Here is a 17,634-nt window from a genome sequence, read left to right on the forward strand (position 1 = left end):
AAAGCTAAAAGCCTAAGGTTTAAAGCTTTACGTGAAACTGATTAAAAGGCTTTGTATAGTTGTTCACGCTTTTAATTAATATGGATAAGGTGAGAATAAAAAGCCCCGATTACTTTAATAGCAATCAGGGCTTCTTATTTAGTTTAAATGTGTGTTGTATGCTATTTTACGTTGTAGTGTATCACGCTGCGGCCTATGTTACCCTCGGCGTCAATACCTTCAATGATGGCGCGGTATGAGCCGCGTTGATCACTATTAAAGAAATTGATTGTTGCAGTGCCTGTTGTTTTATCGGTAATTACGTTAGGTTTCCAATAAATGGTATTGCGTAAATCGCCGCCAAGCGTACCTGCTTTGGTTACATCATATTTAGGAGAGTAAAACTCTTTGGCTTTGGTATAGCCCTGTACCGCGAAGGTTACCACATTTTGTTTTGGAATAAGCTCCTGTAACTGAGCAAGTGTGATCTTTTGTTTTTTAACAACCTTTTTATTGATCACCATTACACCCTTGGTTTGCGTACTGCGGTTGATACCACTTACACCGTCGTTTAAAAAGATCTCGACAGACTCAACTTCATTTGATGCCATGCTTGATAAAAAGTTGGCGTCAACAGGCAGGCTGCCTACATATATTTGTACCGGGGTGCGGCTGCCTGAATTGTAATCGCGGGTGATATAAAAGTTGTTATCAACATAGGTAAGCCCCATGGCCATGGTTGATAAACAGTTTATCAGTAAGGGACAACCATCTAATTGCTGTGCCGATATTTCGTGATCAGCCTGCATTGGTAAACCTGCAAATGTGCCATAATCTGTATGGCTGGCTTTCTTTACAATTTTGGTTGCCTTTACAACAACTTCCTTTATTGTACGTGAGCTTTGATATTGCTTATAGCTGTTTTGTAAATAAGGGCGGAAGGTACTGTCAATGTTCAGGATCTCATCGGGAATGTTATTGTTTTTGCTCAGCTTTTGGTAAGCCTCGCCGTTAACAGATATCACCAGGTTGCGTCCATTAGGATTATTACGGGCACTCAGGGTAATTTTTGAGGTATCCGGTACATTTACGTTCGAGAATTTAAAGTTACCCGACATATCGGTTATGGTTTCTGCCGAAAAGTTTTTATCAGGGATCAGTAATCGTAAACTGCCTTTGGCAACCGGAAGCCCTGTGTTGGTTCTTAACGTCCCGGTAACATCAATACCTTGTTCTGGCATCAGGTAGATCGGCGGGTTTTTATCGGCCAGTATATCTTCGTAATCAAAACGACGATAACCCTGGGTAAGCATTAAAATATCCAGGTTGCCCAATTTTTCATCATCAGGTTTATTGAAATAATAATTAGGCTTTTCGATATATCCTTTCAAATCGGAGGTGAGCAACATGTTACTCAATATGGTTGACTCTGCATCTTCATTTGAAGGTACGGTGCCATCATCAACAACTGCTACCGAAAAACTGCCTTCGGTTGGGGTTGTATTGTTTTTTGCAGATACGGTGATCTTGACATTGCCCCTTGTAGTATATGATGGTTTATCGGTTTTAAGTGCCAGGTTCATCTGATCGTTATGCTGGATAAATACTATCCGCTCGCATAAAGCGTATCCGCCAGATGAAAACAGCGTTACCTGTACAATACCTGTAGGGAATTTACTTTTAGGGATATTGGCCGAATAAGTTGTGCTTTGCAATACTGTTTGCGCAGCATAATAGATAACACCGCCGCTTTGCGCTACCAGGTAAAAACTTTTGTTTTGTTTACGCTGAAAAAACAAGTCGTTGGCCGATATTTTTACGGTAAGATTGGCAGGATCTGTATTGTAAACAGAAATATTTATCCCCATTGATTGTACCCGCGGCAAGTTGTAAGTAGCCTGCGAGCCATCAGGAAATGTAACGTTTGCTTTATATGATTTTTCAATATCAGGAGTAAGCGCAAATACGCCCATACCTAAATGCGCACTGCTGAACTGGGCAACTTCGGCACCTTTATCATCAACAATGGTACCTTTAACATCAACCCCCATGCCGCTTGAGGCTATCGCTTTAAAAGCTACTTTAGTCCGGATGCCATTTGTTAACTGGCCGCCTTCCGGAAAAAACTGTACGTCGTAACCTTTAACTGCAGTACGCATAGAAAAGCTGCTGCTGATAGTTTTGCGGTCGCCTACGTCAATGGCAGTAACCAGGATGCCTCCTGTAATCACGTCGGCCTGGCTTTCAGGCAGGTCAACCTGTAACACGCCTTTATCATCGGTGGTACCATGGCCTTTGCTTACCGGGTCGCCGTTTTTCATCAGCTGCCAGTTTACTTTTTTGTTGGCATACGGAGAGTTATCGGGCCCTTTGTATAGGATTGTTGCATCAACTTTAACGCCAGTTTTTTTGCTTGAGCTTTTGTAGGTGATATTAGTGCGTACCTGGTTATCAATGGCATTACCTACATTAAAGGTATGGTCATAAAAATAATCGGGGTCAAAATTGCGCATCCAGTTGGTATAGCTGCGCAAACGATAGGCCCCCTGCTTATAAGTATCACCGTTAAGTACAATATTGCCGCTTGCAAAACCATTAGTAACCGTAATGCGCTGGCTTTCAACTACCGAATCGCGATTGTTGATGAGGTCGACATAAACAATGCGGCTCAATGCAGATGGCTGGTGCTTTTCAATAGTTACATAAGCCTTAAACCAAATGGTATCGCCAACAGCGTAGTAGGGCTTGTCAGTATGCAGATAAACTTTCTCTATCGGATAGCTGCTGCTAAACTTGCTGGTTTTTTCAATTATGGTTGTTAGGGGGATGCTATCCTGCTGGGCAAAAACGGATGCACCAAAAGCAGTTAACAGGCATAATAGGAGTAAAAATCGACGTATGATCATCAATGTAAATTAAAGAAGTAACAGGGGCTAATATAAACATTTAGCCGTATAGCATTTTTAGCCGCCATTTATTTAACACTTTTTTACAAATGATTTTTGGCTGCCCGGGCGAAAGTTAAACGCTAAAAGCTATATGCTTATATAAAATAGCACAATTGTTACTTAGCTGCAGTTTTGGCCTTGCCTTCAACATGCACCGAAACCATGCTTGAGTGGATCATGCCCAGTGTTGTGCCTGGTTTTACGTTAAGATAGAACTTAAAATAGCTCTCCATAACTGCTTTTGAAGAGTGGATATAATCGGCTTCAATCTCTTTTTCTCCGTTAAATCCAACAAGAGGGATGCCGTAAAATAACCGGCCCTTATCGTCAATATACATGGTGAAGGAATAGTAAAAATCCTTGTATGCGTTTTTGATCACAATGTCGTAAGTCGGGTCAAGGTAATCGTCAGAGTTATCGAAGTTGTTGAGGATATCGGGTTTGGTGGTTCGGCGTGAAACGGTAACCAGCGGGCTTCTGCTACTTATTTCGGCCGGTTGTCTTGCTGCAAAAGCTTTTGTGTAGTCTGCTGTTGCTTTTGCGGCCAGTGAGCGAATGAACAAAGTATCGGCACGGCTTGGCTTTCTAAGTGTAGTTGTATCGGTGTGCAAAACGTTCTTTACGTAATTATCAGCAAAAAAACGCATGAATACTTTGGTGCCCTTAACATCAAGCGAATCACCTTTTTGGATCAGGATCTCCATGGTTATGCTGTCCTTATTGATTTGCCTTATTTTTAACCATGAACGGGCTGCATTAAAGATAGAATCGTAGCCACGGGTAAGTGGGAAATTAATAAAAGCGTTTTTGGTGGGACTGAAAATGCTTACCGAATCGTCCGAAACAAACTTTAGTTTCCATTGGGGCTCTAACTGGTAACCATATTCGTTAAATGAAAGCCCATTGCGCTGCCGTCTTGATACTTCCGAATAGTTGATCCCGTTGTAAGGCTTAAAAGAGATCAGCTCTCTTTTCTTTTGGCCCGATTGGCTGTTACCGCAACCACAGATACAAGCAGATGATATGATGAACAGCCCAAATGCTGCCGTTTTTAATGTTTTTAGATTGATGAGTAGCATTGCCGCTAAAGATATAGATAATTCAATAAAAGGCTAAAAAAACAGGGAAATCGCGTTTAAAATGAGCAGACCTACAAATAGAAGGAGGGTCGGGAATTTTTACACGAATTGATTTTCAAATTGGCCACAGTTAATCGAATTACACGAATTTTTCATTGATGGCAATTTGAAATTAGTGTAATCCTGTTAATTCAAAAAAAGTTGTGTGAAAATGTCTTATCTATCCTCCTCTAATAGTTAACACTTTTTTAAAAACAATTTCCCTGGGGACATTGCGCTACAGGAAGGACGTCATTGTGAATTTCTTGCTAATACCTGTACAGTTGGTCTGCCGGTAACATGAACCGCTATCTCGCTGGTATGCGTTATGCCAAGCGTTTTACCGGGAATCAAAGTGAGATAATATTTAAGATAACTATCCATCACTGCTTTTGATAGATGGATGTAAGTGACTTTGCGATCTTCTTCTAAAAACACGGTTAGCGGTTTACCATAATGCATTTGGCCGGCAGGGTCAACAAATAACGAAAATGAATAATAAAAACTGCTATATGCTTTATTTATGGTGATATCAAATTCGGGGCCCATATAGTCGTCAGAAGTACTAAAATTATTAAGCATAGTTGGCTCAGTATGGCGTTTGCTAATAGTAATTAATGAGCTTTTACTTTTCAACTCAACAGGTTGCCGGGCGGCAAATGCTTTAGTAAAGTCTTTATTGGCAGTATCGGTTAACGATTGTATGTATACAGTGTCTTTTCGACTGGGGCTTTTGCGTTTGCTTATATCGCCATGAAGAACGTTTTTGATATAATTATCGGCATAAAAAATCATATAAACTTTGGCACCGCGCGTATCAACCGAATCTGCATAGGCCTTGAGCAGCTCAATGACCATACTGTCTTTGGTCATGGTTTTAACCTTGAGCCAGGTACGGGCCGTATTAAAAATAGAATCATAACCACGGGTAAGCGGAAAGTTAATGAACTGGTTTTTGATAGGACTATAGATACTGGTTGAATCGTTAGAAACAAATTTCATTTTCCATTGAGGCTCTAACTGGTAGCCATAGTTGTTGAATGAAAGTCCGTTTTGTGAACGGCGTGCTATTTCGGTATAGCTGATACCTAAAACAGGCTTAAAGGAGATCAGGTCTTTTTCACCGTTATGTTTAACAACCTCACGTTGCTTGCAGGCGAAGCAAAACAAAGTCAAAAAGACGCAGGTTAGTTTTGTAACAGGTTTAGCTTTTAGCATATAGGTTTGATAGTATCATAAATATATGATATTTACTAATGCTCAGATGTTAAATAATGCTAAAATTGCAGGCTAAAACAAATTTGATGGCAACTGAAATAGAGCGTAAGTTTTTAGTAGATCATGAAAAGTGGCAGCGGTTAGAAAAGCCAGAGCCTATGCATTTCAGGCAAGGGTATATTTTTAGCGACGAAAAGAAAACCATTAGGATACGGGTTACTGATACCGAAGCATATATAACCATAAAGGGGGGCACAGCCGGCTTTAGCCGCAGCGAGTTTGAATACACCATTCCCAAAGCCGATGGTGTTCAATTGCTTGATAGCTTTGCCGCCTCAGAGCTGGAAAAATACCGTTATTGTATAACCCATGCAGGCAAGCTTTGGGAAATTGATGAGTTTTTAGGTGATAACCAGGGGCTGCTTATGGCCGAGATTGAACTTGACAGTGAAGACGAAGAGTTTGAATTACCTGCCTGGACAACTATCGAAGTAACCGATGATAAACGATACTATAATTCCTTTTTAAGTATTAATCCGTTTAAAAGCTGGTAAAAGGTTTTCAGGCACATTCAGGTAAACCAAGCAGGTAATCGGGTTCCGATTCGTCATCAACAGTCTTTACATATTTGTTGCCTTCAGGGCAAACAGCCGGGATCAGGCTGGTTTTATTACCCTTACTATCTATGATGTAAGCATCACCGTCTTCGTTTTTTATCCAGTCGTAAAGCTTTGATCTTTCTGTGAGGCCTTTTACATTGATCCGTTCGTTGATCCACTCAAGTGCATCGATAGCCACATAGGGGTTTTCATGTGGCCGGGAATCTGTTTTTATACATACTATGCGTACTGCCATTGTGTTATCTGCATTAAATGTTCAGGTGCGATAAAAATATGGCAAAAAACAAAACGGCGAAATAGGTATAATCACCCAATTTTCACTACGTAAAATTACCTATAGCATACGGGTAGCTACTTTTTTTGGCGTAGTAAGCGTTTAATAATGAGGGTAATAAATGTAAATTGAAAAGCTTGGTAGCATTGAGCTGTGAAAAATAACAAAAGCTATTGCGTAACCAAAAGGTTTCATTTAAATTTGTAACCGAACGGTTTCATTTAGCCGTTGGCTTACTATGCGAAGAGATGTTTTTCAGGCCATTGCCGATCCTACCCGCCGGGAGATTATTAGCCTTCTGGCTCACCGGGAGATGAACCTTAATGCCGTTGCCGATAATTTTGACATCAGTCGCCCCGCCGTATCCAAACACATTAAAATATTGACCGAATGCGGTTTGCTTGTTATTAAACAACAGGGCAGGGAACGCTATTGCCGTGCCGACCTGAAGCAGTTAAAGCAGGTTACAGACTGGGCCGAACAGTACCGCCAATTCTGGACGCAGAAACTGGATGCCCTGGATACTTTTTTAGCCGATGAACAAAAAACAGATAACCATAAAAGCAAAAAACTATGAGTACGCAACCATTTGTTATTGAAAGGGTTTATGCAGCCCCCATCCAAAAAGTATGGGAAGCTATTACCGTTAAAGAAAAAATGAAAGCATGGTATTTTGACCTTGCCGAATTTAAACCCGAAGTGGGTTTTGAATTTGAGTTTACCGGGGGCGATGAAAATAAGCAATATCTTCACCTGTGCCGCGTAACTAAAGTTGTTGAAGGAAAAACCATTGCTTACACCTGGCGATATGACGGATATGAAGGCGAGTCGGAAGTTACGTGGGAGCTTTTCCCGGAAGGGGAGGGCACTAAATTAATTCTTACCCATAGCGGTCTTGAAACCTTCCCGCCGCTGGATGCCTTCAAAAAGGAAAACTTTGCTGCCGGCTGGACTCACATTACAGGTATTTCGCTTAAAGAATACCTGGAGAAATAGGCATGCTATACTAAACTTACGAAGTCTTCAAGACTTCGTAAGTTTTAAGGAAGGCGTGGAGAACCTTCCGTGAAGTAAATAGCTAAAACAATAAAGTTGGGTAAACGCCCGACTTTATTGTTTTTAGCCATTAGTGATTTAATGCAAGCTAATGCTCGCTCCAATTTGTTTCAATATCCCAAGCTCATCCGAGCTTCCCCAACGTTCAATCATTTTACCGTTTTCAAATTTTGAGATTTGCATTCCGCGGGCCTCAATGCTTTTATTTGTAGCTGGGATACCATTAAAGTCGCCTTTGTGCGTTCCGGTTAACGTATATGCGAATGATACGTTCTCATCGTCGGCAACTAATTGCTCAACAGCCAGCTTCATATCGGGAAAAGCGGAGCTCAGCTTAGTGAAAAAATCAATATATCCTTGTGGACCTGCAACCTGGCCTGGAGCCGGATCGTGATCTATAGAATCGGCAGCTACCAAATCATTAAATGCTTTGAAATTTCTGCTGTTAACAGCTTCGCCAAACTTTTGCTGTGCGGCGATATTGCTTTGTTTGCTCATGGTGTAAATGTTTTGATAGTGATTAACAAAGCGGATGCCGATAATGGTTTCATCCTGAAAATATTACTACAAACCCACAACCTAACAGAGTGGAAGGCAGCTGCTACGGAGTAAAACAACAAAGCCGGGCATTTGCCCGGCTTCATAATTAAAACAATATGATAAGGAGATATCTGCTTTAGAAGTCCAATCAACCTCTGATCTATAACCTCCAATCTCTACCACTAAAACACCTGGTCGAACTGGTTAACGGCATCTTTGCTTTCCAGCAGGGAATGGCCCATCAAAAATTCATCAACCTTACGGGCGGCTTCACGGCCCTCAGATATAGCCCATACAACCAATGATTGTCCGCGGCGCATATCACCTGCTGTAAATACTTTACTTACGTTGGTACGGTAAACGCCTTCTTTGGCTTTAACGTTTTTACGTTCGTCAATATCAACACCAAGCTGACTGATGAAAGTATCATGCTGCGGGTGTAAAAAGCCCATAGCCAGGAATACGCGCTGGCAAGGAATTTCACGCTCCGAGCCTTCAACTACATGGAATTTTACCGGGCGACCCATAAAATCCTGCTCCCATTCAACATCAACTACCCTTAGGGCACGCAGGTTGCCTTCTTCATCACCTAAAAACTCTAAAGTGTTTACACCCCAGAAACGGTCGGCTCCTTCTTCATGCGAGCTGGTGGTTTTCAATACCATTGGGTAAGTAGGCCATGGCATGTGCTGTGTACGCTGAGCCGGTGGCTGGAACATTACCTCAAATTGTTTAACAGATGCGGCACCCTGGCGGTTTGAAGTACCCACGCAGTCAGATCCGGTGTCACCACCGCCAATTACAACAACGTCTTTGCCTGTAGCAATGATCTCCTCGGCAGTAACTTCAATATTGCTAACACGTTTGTTTTGCTGTTTCAGGAAGTCCATTGCAAAATGGATGCCTTTTAACTCGCGGCCCGGAATGTTCAGGTTACGCGGGATGGTTGAACCACCTGCCAGGATCACGGCATCGTTATTACGTACCAGTTCATCGGCAGCTACGTTTACACCAACCTCGCTGTTGTATTTAAATACAACACCATCTTTTTCCATTACTTCAACACGGCGCTCAACAACCCATTTCTCTAATTTAAAGTCAGGGATGCCGTAGCGAAGTAAACCACCTGCACGGTCATCACGTTCGTAAACGGTAACGGTGTGGCCAACTTTCACCAGCTGAGCTGCAGCGGCTAAACCCGCAGGGCCCGAACCTACAACAGCTACCTTTTTGCCTGTTTTAACAAGTGGGGCAGTAGGTTTTACAAGGTTCTTCTCGTAAGCGATCTCGATAATATGGCGCTCAATTTCCTCAATAGCTACAGGCGGCTTGTTGATGCCCAGTACACATGCTGATTCGCAAGGAGCAGGGCAGATACGGCCTGTAAACTCAGGGAAGTTATTAGTTGATGATAATATGTGGTACGCTTCTTCCCAGTTTTTACGATATACGGCATCGTTAAACTCAGGGATGATGTTACCTAAAGGGCATCCCGAGTGACAGAAAGGGATACCGCAATTCATACACCTTGCCGATTGCTGGTTAAGCTTCTCTTCGGGGTACAAATTAACAAATTCGTTATAATTCTTAACGCGTTCAGCAGCCGGAACTTTTGATGGAAGTTCGCGATTAAACTCCTGAAATCCTGTAGGTTTTCCCATTTCTTAGCCTATAGTTTGATATTGTGACTTCTCTAATACTTTTTTATACTCTCTCGGATATACTTTCACAAACTGGGTTGATGCTTCATTCCAGTTGTTCAGGATTTTTTGAGCCAGTTTACTACCTGTAAGGGTGATATGCTTGCGCAGCAGGGTAAGGATCTGCTCTTCGTCTTGTACACTTAGCGGGTCAAGATCAACCATTTCGGTATTGCAGTTTTCGGCAAAAGTACCTTCAGGGTTATAAACCCAGGCAATCCCACCGCTCATACCTGCAGCAAAGTTGCGGCCTGTATTGCCAAGGATAAGTGCACGGCCACCGGTCATGTACTCACAACCGTGATCGCCAATACCTTCAACAACAGTTGTAGCACCTGAGTTACGTACCGCGAAACGTTCGCCGGCCATACCGCCTACAAACAACTCACCTGATGTAGCGCCATAAAGGGCTACGTTACCGATGATGATGTTATCTTCAGGTACAAATGTTGCGTTAGCTGCCGGATAAACGGCTATCTGAGCGCCCGACAGACCTTTACCTACGTAGTCATTAGCTTCGCCTTCCAGCTCGAAAGAAACACCTTTGGTGGTGAATGCAGCAAAGCTTTGACCTGCCGAACCTTTGAATTTGAAGTTAACGGTATTGTCTGGTAGCCCAGCCGAACCATACACTTTAGAGATCTCGTTAGATAACAAGGTACCGATGGTACGGTCAACGTTGATCACATCAAACGAAGCAAATACCGGGGTTTTATCTTCAATGGCAGGCTTTGCAGCTTCCCATAGTTTCCAGTCAAGGATATTGGCCATGCCATGATCCTGTGATTCGCTGTTGTACAAGGTCATGCCTTTGGTGTTGGTAACCGGGTGCAGGATGCCACTCAGATCGATCTTTTTGGCTTTCCAGCTTTGCAGGTTATCTTTTACTTTCAGGAATTGTACGCGGCCAACCATTTCATGAATGGTGCGGAAACCAAGCTCGGCCATGATCTCGCGTAACTCTTCGGCCATAAAGCGGAACAGGTTAACGATATGTTCAGGTTTGCCCGAGAATAATTTACGTAATTCAGGATCTTGTGTAGCAACACCTACAGGGCAGGTGTTTAAGTGGCATTTACGCATCATGATACAGCCGCCTGCAACAAGGGCAGCAGTAGCTACACCCCATTCTTCGGCACCCATAAGGGCTGCGATAGCCAAATCACGACCGGTTTTCAGCTGACCATCTGTTTGTAATACCACACGGCTACGTAGTTTGTTACGTACCAGTGTTTGGTGTGCTTCGGTTAAACCAAGTTCCCATGGTAAACCAGCATGTTTGATAGAGCTTATTGGCGATGCACCTGTACCTCCGTCATAACCGGCAATCAGGATCACATCGGCGTGTGCTTTGGCAACACCGGCTGCAATAGTACCTACACCTGCTTTTGATACCAATTTAACGTTGATACGGGCAGCGCGGTTGGCATTTTTAAGGTCGAAGATAAGTTGTGCCAAATCTTCGATAGAGTAAATATCGTGGTGCGGCGGAGGTGAGATCAAACCTACACCCGGCGTAGAGTGACGGGTTTTAGCGATCCAGTCGTCAACCTTGTGGCCCGGCAGCTGACCGCCTTCGCCTGGTTTTGCGCCCTGCGCCATTTTTATTTGTAACTCATCGGCGTTGGTAAGGTAATTTGACGTTACCCCGAAACGGCCTGATGCTACTTGTTTGATAGCCGAACGTAATGAATCGCCGTTTGGCAATTTATCATAACGCATTTCGTCCTCGCCGCCTTCACCTGTATTGCTTTTACCGCCAATACGGTTCATAGCAATGGCCATGGTACTGTGTGCCTCGTGCGAGATAGAACCGAATGACATAGCGCCTGTAGCAAAACGCTTCATGATGCTTTCTGCAGGTTCAACCTCATCAATGCTGATAGATTCGCGGTGATGCGCAAAATCAAGCAAACCGCGAATGGTAAAATGCTTTTCGGTTTGCTCGTTAACTACCTTGGCGTAGTTTTTATAAACTTCATAGCTATTGCTGCGTGTAGCATGCTGCAACAAGTGAACCGTAGTAGGGTTAAACAAGTGGGCTTCGCCGCGGCGTTTCCACTGGTAAATACCACCCTCTGGTAACAGGTTATCAGCACCTTTAGCCTCAAAGCCCATTTTGTGTTTGCAAAGTGCTTCGCGGGCAATTTCGTCAAGGCCTAAACCGCCTATACGGGTAACAGCACCGTGGAAATATTTGTCAACAACAGTTTTGTTCAAACCAAGGATCTCAAATACCTGTGCCCCATGGTATGACTGCAATGTGGAGATCCCCATTTTTGAGAAGATCTTCAGCAAGCCGTCATTAATAGATTTAACGTAGTTATTACGTAGCTTTTTGATATCGTAGCTGGTTTCAAGGCTACCATTGTCTTTAAGCGTTTCAATGGTTGAAAGCGCCAGGTACGGGTTAATAGCAGTAGCACCGAAAGCCAGTAAGCAAGCAAAATGGTGAACTTCCCAGGCGTCGCCGGTTTCAACAACCAGGCCTACAGCACCACGACGACCTTTGCGGATCAAATGGTGGTGTACTGCAGATACGGCAAGTAGGGTAGGGATAGGGGCATGCTCAGAATCAACTGCACGATCCGAAAGGATCAATACCTCAAAGCCGTCATCAACAGCATCTTCGGCATAGCGGCAAAGGCGGGCAATACCTTTTTCCAGTGAACCTGGCAGGCCATCAGCCTTAAAATATGTTTGCAGTGTTTTAGCGTGGAACAAACCGGTATCGATACTACGCAGTTTTTCTAACTGGTGGTTTTTCAATATCGGGTGTTTCAATACCACGCAATGACAATGCATTTTATCTTCGTCCAAAAGGTTGCCATTGTTACCAATGAAGGTAGCAAGGCTCATCACCAAGCGCTCACGGATCGGGTCGATTGGCGGGTTGGTAACCTGGGCAAAGAATTGTTTGAAATAGCTTGAAAGGTGCTGAGGTTTATCCGAAAGGATAGCCAAAGGCACGTCGGTCCCCATTGAACCTACAGGCTCCTTGCCATCAAGAGCCATTGGTTTAATAATGGTGTCGATATCTTCACGGCTGTAACCAAATACCTGTTGGTAACGGTATACAGAAGCTTCAGACAGGTTGGCGAAAGCCAAACGCGGTTCTGTAAGCTCGCTCAGGTTAATTTTATAGTTTTCAAGCCAGCGGCCATATGGCTGCTGTGAAGCAATTTGTTGCTTGATCTCTTCATCAGTGATGATGCGGCCTTTTTCGGTATCGATCAGGAGCATTTTACCCGGCTGTAAACGGCCTTTGCGTAAAACAGTGCTCTCATCAATAGTTAAGGTACCTGCTTCAGAAGCAGCTATCACCCGGCCATCATTAGTGATCACAAAACGCAGCGGACGTAAGCCGTTACGGTCAAGCAGGGCACCTACCAATTTACCATCGGTAAAGGTAATTGCAGCAGGACCATCCCATGGTTCCATCAGGGTAGCGTGAAACTCATAGAATGCTTTTTTAAGCGGATCCATAGCTTCGTTGCCATCCCACGCTTCCGGTACCAGCATCATCATTACATGTGGTAATGAACGGCCTGAGTGCAGCAATACCTCGATGATATTATCCAAACAAGCCGAGTCCGACTGATTGTTATCGATCACAGGCAACAACATCTCCATCTCTTCGGCAGTAAAGTATGACGAAGCGTATGATTTTAAGCCGGCGTAAAACCAGTTTAAGTTACCGGTTAAGGTATTGATCTCGCCGTTATGGGCAATTAAGCGGAACGGCTGGGCCAGTTTCCATGAAGGGAAAGTATTGGTTGAGAAACGCGAGTGGATCATGGCAAAGCCTGATGCAACACGCGGATCAGAAAGGTCGGCATAGTATTTACGCAACTGGTAGGTAGTAAGCTGCCCTTTGTAAATAATTGTTTTACAGCTTAATGATGTAAAATAAAAATTTTCAGAAGCACCGGCTACAGTTTCGGTAATGGTTTTGTTGATATACCTCCTGAGCACAAACAGTTTACGCTCAAAATCTTCGGCGTTGGTAATATGATGCGGACGGGCAATATAAATTTGCTCAACATCGGGCTCGGCCTGACGGGCTGTTTCACCAATAACTGACGAGTCAACGGTAAGTTTACGTTCGCCCAGCTTATGTAAGCCTAATTTTTCAATTGCATTGTTAATAATGGTACGGCAGGCCTTTTTCTGGGCCGAATCCTTGGGTAAGAAAATCATACCTACACCATACTCACCTGGTTCGGGCAGGCTGATCTCGAGGTTTGAGCATTCTTCCATTAAAAACTCATGGGGCAATTGTATCAATATACCCGCTCCGTCCCCGCTTTCGGGGTCGCATCCGCACGCACCACGGTGCTCCATGTTTTCAAGCATGGTCAACGCGTTATCGATGATATCGTTGGTTTTATGACCGTTTATATTGGCTATAAATCCCGTTCCGCACGAATCGTGTTCAAATTCCGGTCTGTAAAGACCCTGGTGGCTATCAGTTTGATCCATTGTTTAAATTAAACCGTTTATAAAATTTATAAGGGGTGTAACCACGAAGTTACCAAAACTCAAATAAATTATAAAATTTACGGTAATTTTTAAAGAATTCTAAAAAATCAATTATTTATATCATAATTATTTAACATTATCTCAACAAAAAGAGATAAATATTATGATGTACAAAATGAAAGTACGAAAAAAATTATTTAGAATCAATATAAAGTTGCAGTAACTGCGATTTAATCATTTATTAAAACTGCAAACTATGCTATAACCAAATTAAATTTTGCCGCAATTGCCTATGTGGATGGTATATATTGGGGAGAAAGGATCATGGTTGATGCTTCATAGATCATGGCTGATAGTAGAGTGTATGTGGTTTATGATATTGGTTTTGTAGCATAGCCGTGAAAAAGGAGAAGAAGTAAGCATTCAATCCGATGAATCTGTTAATCTTATAAATCAAGGTTCGGAAAAAGCGAGGGATAGAAGTATAATGCTTAGTAAAAGAAGAGTACTGAGCGGTTGCTCAGCGGGCGGAAGACTTCCGAAGTTTTTAAAACTTCGGGAGTCTGGATCTTTAGCCTGAAAACCCAGGCTTAACTTTCTTATAAATGAAATAGTTAATAATTCCCTATGAACCATTAACTACCTGTAAACACATAAATATGAACTCTGCACTTCCGTTTTAACCTTAAATGACGTATTGGCTTCAACCTCAAATGTTTGTCCGCCTGTAAATGTTTCCCATTTGTCCTGTCCGGGCAGTAATGCTTCAAGGCTGCCTTCAATTACGGTCATGGTTTCATGGCTTGATGTGCCAAATTCGTATTCGCCGGGTTCAATAACACCAATGGTTGAACGGCCCTGCGGAGTAGTGTATGCCAGTGATTTAACGGCACCTTCAAAATATTCGTTTACGTTGATCATGTTTAAAAATTTCGGCCTAATATGGTTAAATAAAATGATTTGTATTATAATTGGGGCTTAACTATTAAAAGCCGCCACATGGGCGAATGTTAAAATATGTGAAAAAAGTAACTTCCGTTGTGATTATTACTTCTTAAACATCGTTATTTGCATAAAATTTATATATGAGGAAAATCCAACTATTAATGCTGTTCGTTTTATCAGCTATAATATTCCAGGGCTGTAAAAAGGACGTTGTTACTTCTGCTTCTACTACTTCCGACCAAATACTTGCTGCTACTATAAATGGTACATCATGGATCCCTGATGATGTTACTGCTTCAATAACTTATGATGGTACCGCTAATACAAAATCATTTGATGTAATGGGTACTATTGATTCAAAGAGGGTTAAATGGACAATTACTTTAAGCGATGCAGCTTCTGCCACCAATGTAAATACTTTTCCATTAAGCACATACAGGGTTGATGGAACGGATAGGGTGAAGATGACATATTATACATCGGCAGATGGTACCACTTACGAACAGGTGGGTAATGTTGAACCGGGTTCGGGCACTATTATAGTAACATCTATTGATCCAACCAAAAATGTAATAACCGGTACATATACCATGACTGCAAAAAAGGTTAACTATAATGACGACGGAAGCATTGAGTCGATAGAAACGTCACAAATTTTAAGCGGTACATTCACCAATTTACCATATACCTTCAGCACTAAATAATATAATACACTAATAACAAGTGTAAACAAAGCCCCGTTACAGCATATGTAAACGGGGCTTTGTTTTTGTATACCCATGCCGGGCGAATGACTGTATTTAGTTGATTTAGTAGGAATTGCAATCAATTAAATCTAAATTAGGTTAAAAGTACCCGTATGGAAAACTTCTGGCAGGAAAAACATGAATGGTTAAACAAATTAACCTTAGAGGATGCAAAGTTCATATTTGAACAAGCGGAAAAAGCATTTGACTACACTATTGAAACAGCCAAGGGCATTTACGAACGATCAAACGGATTGCTGACATTGGTTTCGGGAATCCTGATTGGCCTTGTGGCTTATGCCATAGGAAAATGGAAGGATACGCCACACATGGATAGCCTGTTGTTTACGGCCATTGTAGGGATATTTTATTTTTTGATAGTGGGATTGATGTTTGTACTGCAAGGCTTAACACCAAGCGAATACTTACTGCCTGGTACAAAACCTAAGATTTATTTTGATAAGGCATTTTTTCACAAGGATATTGCCGATAATGACAGGATCCTGAGATTTTATAAAGTGGAGATTATCAATTTTCAGGACAGGATTGATCAAAACACGAAGAAAAATGACTACAGGTGGAATATTTATGTGCTTTGTTTGAGGGCAATATTCTTTTCGCCTGTAGTAATGGGCATTGCGTTTGCCGTTGCAACTATAGCTTCCTGATTATTCAGATTCAAGATAATCTGCCTGATCAGATGATGATAGGTCATCACCGTTCCACAGACCTGGCGTGTCAAAATCGCCTTCCAAATAAGGTTCGCTGTCTTCGGCGGCAGGCATGGCCTCATCAAGGTTGATATCTGACCTGCCCACACGGCCCTTGCCTGATGTTTTGATATCCCAAATGTCAGGCACATTTGCACCGTCTTCTTCGGGTGTGGGTATTTCGTCCGGGTCTGGAAGTTGGCTCATAATCAAATAATTATTGCTGATTAAAGTTAATTTATTATTTGTATAAAAGCAAATGATACATTGATATCAATCGTTTATTCAATGTTCTTCAAAAAACGAGCTCATCAAATTATAGGTTCTTTAATGCTGACAGGTCGCACTGCAAATCCTTATCCCAGTTTCCGGTTTTAGCTGCAGCCTCATAGGTAGATTGCAAAAACTGGAGTAGCGTATGGTGTGGATCAGCTGATCCGGAAACAACTTCATAGGTCAGTAAAAATTCGCCCATTTCGCCGCTGTAAAAGGCTTCGGGGGGCGATACCTGCTGTTTATTAAATTCGTCAGGAGTTGGATAGCAGTAAGCATAAAAAACCGGATGGGGAAAGGCATCCGAACCAGGCCAGAAACCGCATGAGCTCACTTCCTGCGAATAGGCTTCCTGCATTACAATTGCAGGCATATTAGGAACGCTGCCCTGGTGTTTTGGTGCGGGCCTGCCCGAAAAGCGTGTAACAGCAAGGTCAAACCCTCCCCAAAAGAAATGTACCGGGCTGTTTTTACCCTGGAAACCTGCCCTGAATTCAGTAAAAACATTATGCACCCTCACCAGTGCCAGCCAGTAATTATGCATAGCAGCTGCATCATATTTACAGGGTGTATGGTTTTCAGCAAAAGGAATGGCGGGCTCCACTTCGTTAGGTACTGCATATATTTCAACTGCTGCATTAACCGAATTGAGATTGTCCATGAGCGAGCCATAAAAAGCAGCCACGCTGCCGGTGCCCAGCCCAAACGACCGCTTTGCCCCGGTGCTGGTAGATATATTGAGCGTATGATTAATAAAATCAAGATCGATCTGGAAAACACCGCCTTCAAAAGGCATGCTTCCTGTGGTTAATCCGGTTGAACTCACGTAAAGCGTAACCTGCCATGAATGATTGATCCAGGGCATTTGCTTCAGCCTTACCTTGCCGATGATTTGGGTCCACATATGAACACTTGCTATAGTATCTTTAAAGTTGTGGTAATCAAGCCTGGGCCAGTGTGCTGATGTCAGGTTGCTCATTGGTGTAGTTGTTAAGTTAAAATGATTAACCCTAAATTACTAATGT

15 protein-coding genes are annotated in these 17,634 nt (G+C 42.6%); 5 read left to right on the forward strand and 10 right to left on the reverse strand.

Features of this window, described 5'->3' with window-relative positions:
* Window positions 1-161: 161 nt before the first annotated feature.
* From MTO98_RS11140 to MTO98_RS11150, 3 genes are all read right to left on the reverse strand, one after another.
* Window positions 162-2,885, reverse strand: coding sequence for a carboxypeptidase regulatory-like domain-containing protein (locus MTO98_RS11140; RefSeq protein WP_243486724.1), 2,724 nt, complete (start codon window positions 2,883-2,885; stop codon window positions 162-164).
* A gap of 158 nt (window positions 2,886-3,043) precedes the next feature.
* Entirely contained in the window at window positions 3,044-4,006 is a 963-nt protein-coding gene (locus MTO98_RS11145) for a hypothetical protein (RefSeq protein WP_243486725.1), read from the reverse strand.
* 291 nt (window positions 4,007-4,297) lie between these two features.
* Window positions 4,298-5,263 carry a hypothetical protein gene (locus tag MTO98_RS11150; protein WP_243486726.1) on the reverse strand — a complete coding sequence of 322 codons (966 nt, stop codon included), beginning with the start codon at window positions 5,261-5,263 and terminating at the stop codon, window positions 4,298-4,300.
* A gap of 86 nt (window positions 5,264-5,349) precedes the next feature.
* Between MTO98_RS11150 and MTO98_RS11155 the strand changes: the two genes are divergently transcribed.
* A complete protein-coding gene (locus MTO98_RS11155; protein WP_243486727.1) occupies window positions 5,350-5,817 on the forward strand; it encodes a CYTH domain-containing protein in 468 nt (155 codons plus the stop codon).
* Window positions 5,818-5,824: 7 nt separating this feature from the next.
* Here MTO98_RS11155 and MTO98_RS11160 read toward each other — a convergent pair whose 3' ends face one another.
* Complete coding sequence (locus MTO98_RS11160; protein ID WP_243486728.1) at window positions 5,825-6,118, reverse strand: DUF3892 domain-containing protein; 294 nt, start codon at window positions 6,116-6,118, stop codon at window positions 5,825-5,827.
* A gap of 277 nt (window positions 6,119-6,395) precedes the next feature.
* Here MTO98_RS11160 and MTO98_RS11165 point away from each other — a divergent pair, with 277 nt between their 5' ends.
* Window positions 6,396-6,734: a helix-turn-helix transcriptional regulator gene (locus MTO98_RS11165; RefSeq protein ID WP_243486729.1), complete on the forward strand. Its 339-nt coding sequence runs from the start codon at window positions 6,396-6,398 to the stop codon at window positions 6,732-6,734.
* Window positions 6,731-7,153 (forward strand): SRPBCC domain-containing protein, encoded by a 423-nt coding sequence (locus MTO98_RS11170; protein ID WP_243486730.1) that lies wholly within the window; start codon window positions 6,731-6,733, stop codon window positions 7,151-7,153. Before MTO98_RS11165 ends, MTO98_RS11170 begins: the two co-directional genes overlap by 4 nt.
* 138 nt (window positions 7,154-7,291) lie before the next feature.
* Here the strand turns inward: MTO98_RS11170 and MTO98_RS11175 are convergent, their stop codons facing one another.
* The 4 genes from MTO98_RS11175 to MTO98_RS11190 form a co-directional block, all read right to left on the reverse strand.
* Window positions 7,292-7,711: an ester cyclase gene (locus MTO98_RS11175; RefSeq protein ID WP_243486731.1), complete on the reverse strand. Its 420-nt coding sequence runs from the start codon at window positions 7,709-7,711 to the stop codon at window positions 7,292-7,294.
* 224 nt (window positions 7,712-7,935) lie between these two features.
* Entirely contained in the window at window positions 7,936-9,414 is a 1,479-nt protein-coding gene (locus MTO98_RS11180; RefSeq protein ID WP_243486732.1) for a glutamate synthase subunit beta, read from the reverse strand.
* Between the two features lie 3 nt (window positions 9,415-9,417).
* Window positions 9,418-13,935, reverse strand: coding sequence for a glutamate synthase large subunit (gene gltB / locus MTO98_RS11185; RefSeq protein WP_243486733.1), 4,518 nt, complete (start codon window positions 13,933-13,935; stop codon window positions 9,418-9,420).
* A 639-nt stretch (window positions 13,936-14,574) separates the two neighbouring features.
* Complete coding sequence (locus MTO98_RS11190) at window positions 14,575-14,856, reverse strand: pyrimidine/purine nucleoside phosphorylase (protein WP_243486734.1); 282 nt, start codon at window positions 14,854-14,856, stop codon at window positions 14,575-14,577.
* Between the two features lie 164 nt (window positions 14,857-15,020).
* Between MTO98_RS11190 and MTO98_RS11195 the strand changes: the two genes are divergently transcribed.
* Together MTO98_RS11195 and MTO98_RS11200 are read left to right on the forward strand one after the other, a co-directional pair.
* Window positions 15,021-15,584, forward strand: a complete 564-nt coding sequence (locus MTO98_RS11195) for a DUF6252 family protein (protein WP_243486735.1) — start codon at window positions 15,021-15,023, stop codon at window positions 15,582-15,584.
* 155 nt (window positions 15,585-15,739) lie between these two features.
* Window positions 15,740-16,294, forward strand: coding sequence for a hypothetical protein (locus MTO98_RS11200; protein WP_243486736.1), 555 nt, complete (start codon window positions 15,740-15,742; stop codon window positions 16,292-16,294).
* On the opposite strand, the gene MTO98_RS11205 is transcribed toward MTO98_RS11200, so the two are convergent.
* On the reverse strand, window positions 16,295-16,543 hold the full coding sequence (locus MTO98_RS11205) for a hypothetical protein (RefSeq protein ID WP_243486737.1): 249 nt from the start codon (window positions 16,541-16,543) through the stop codon (window positions 16,295-16,297). It abuts the gene before it with no gap.
* Between the two features lie 109 nt (window positions 16,544-16,652).
* Complete coding sequence (locus tag MTO98_RS11210; protein WP_243486738.1) at window positions 16,653-17,588, reverse strand: DUF5996 family protein; 936 nt, start codon at window positions 17,586-17,588, stop codon at window positions 16,653-16,655.
* Between the last annotated feature and the right edge of the window lie 46 nt (window positions 17,589-17,634).

The sequence above is a fragment of the Mucilaginibacter sp. SMC90 genome (assembly GCF_022811725.1).
Classification (GTDB): Bacteria; Bacteroidota; Bacteroidia; order Sphingobacteriales; family Sphingobacteriaceae; genus Mucilaginibacter.

Excerpts from the sequence above, each read along its gene's own strand:
- MTO98_RS11140 (WP_243486724.1), bottom strand. The coding sequence starts at position 2,885 with ATGATCATACGTCGATTTTTACTCCTATTATGCCTGTTAACTGCTTTT.
- MTO98_RS11145 (WP_243486725.1), bottom strand. The coding sequence starts at position 4,006 with ATGCTACTCATCAATCTAAAAACATTAAAAACGGCAGCATTTGGGCTG.
- MTO98_RS11150 (WP_243486726.1), bottom strand. The coding sequence starts at position 5,263 with ATGCTAAAAGCTAAACCTGTTACAAAACTAACCTGCGTCTTTTTGACT.
- MTO98_RS11155 (WP_243486727.1), top strand. The coding sequence starts at position 5,350 with ATGGCAACTGAAATAGAGCGTAAGTTTTTAGTAGATCATGAAAAGTGG.
- MTO98_RS11160 (WP_243486728.1), bottom strand. The coding sequence starts at position 6,118 with ATGGCAGTACGCATAGTATGTATAAAAACAGATTCCCGGCCACATGAA.
- MTO98_RS11165 (WP_243486729.1), top strand. The coding sequence starts at position 6,396 with ATGCGAAGAGATGTTTTTCAGGCCATTGCCGATCCTACCCGCCGGGAG.
- MTO98_RS11170 (WP_243486730.1), top strand. The coding sequence starts at position 6,731 with ATGAGTACGCAACCATTTGTTATTGAAAGGGTTTATGCAGCCCCCATC.
- MTO98_RS11175 (WP_243486731.1), bottom strand. The coding sequence starts at position 7,711 with ATGAGCAAACAAAGCAATATCGCCGCACAGCAAAAGTTTGGCGAAGCT.
- MTO98_RS11180 (WP_243486732.1), bottom strand. The coding sequence starts at position 9,414 with ATGGGAAAACCTACAGGATTTCAGGAGTTTAATCGCGAACTTCCATCA.
- gltB (WP_243486733.1), bottom strand. The coding sequence starts at position 13,935 with ATGGATCAAACTGATAGCCACCAGGGTCTTTACAGACCGGAATTTGAA.
- MTO98_RS11190 (WP_243486734.1), bottom strand. The coding sequence starts at position 14,856 with ATGATCAACGTAAACGAATATTTTGAAGGTGCCGTTAAATCACTGGCA.
- MTO98_RS11195 (WP_243486735.1), top strand. The coding sequence starts at position 15,021 with ATGAGGAAAATCCAACTATTAATGCTGTTCGTTTTATCAGCTATAATA.
- MTO98_RS11200 (WP_243486736.1), top strand. The coding sequence starts at position 15,740 with ATGGAAAACTTCTGGCAGGAAAAACATGAATGGTTAAACAAATTAACC.
- MTO98_RS11205 (WP_243486737.1), bottom strand. The coding sequence starts at position 16,543 with ATGAGCCAACTTCCAGACCCGGACGAAATACCCACACCCGAAGAAGAC.
- MTO98_RS11210 (WP_243486738.1), bottom strand. The coding sequence starts at position 17,588 with ATGAGCAACCTGACATCAGCACACTGGCCCAGGCTTGATTACCACAAC.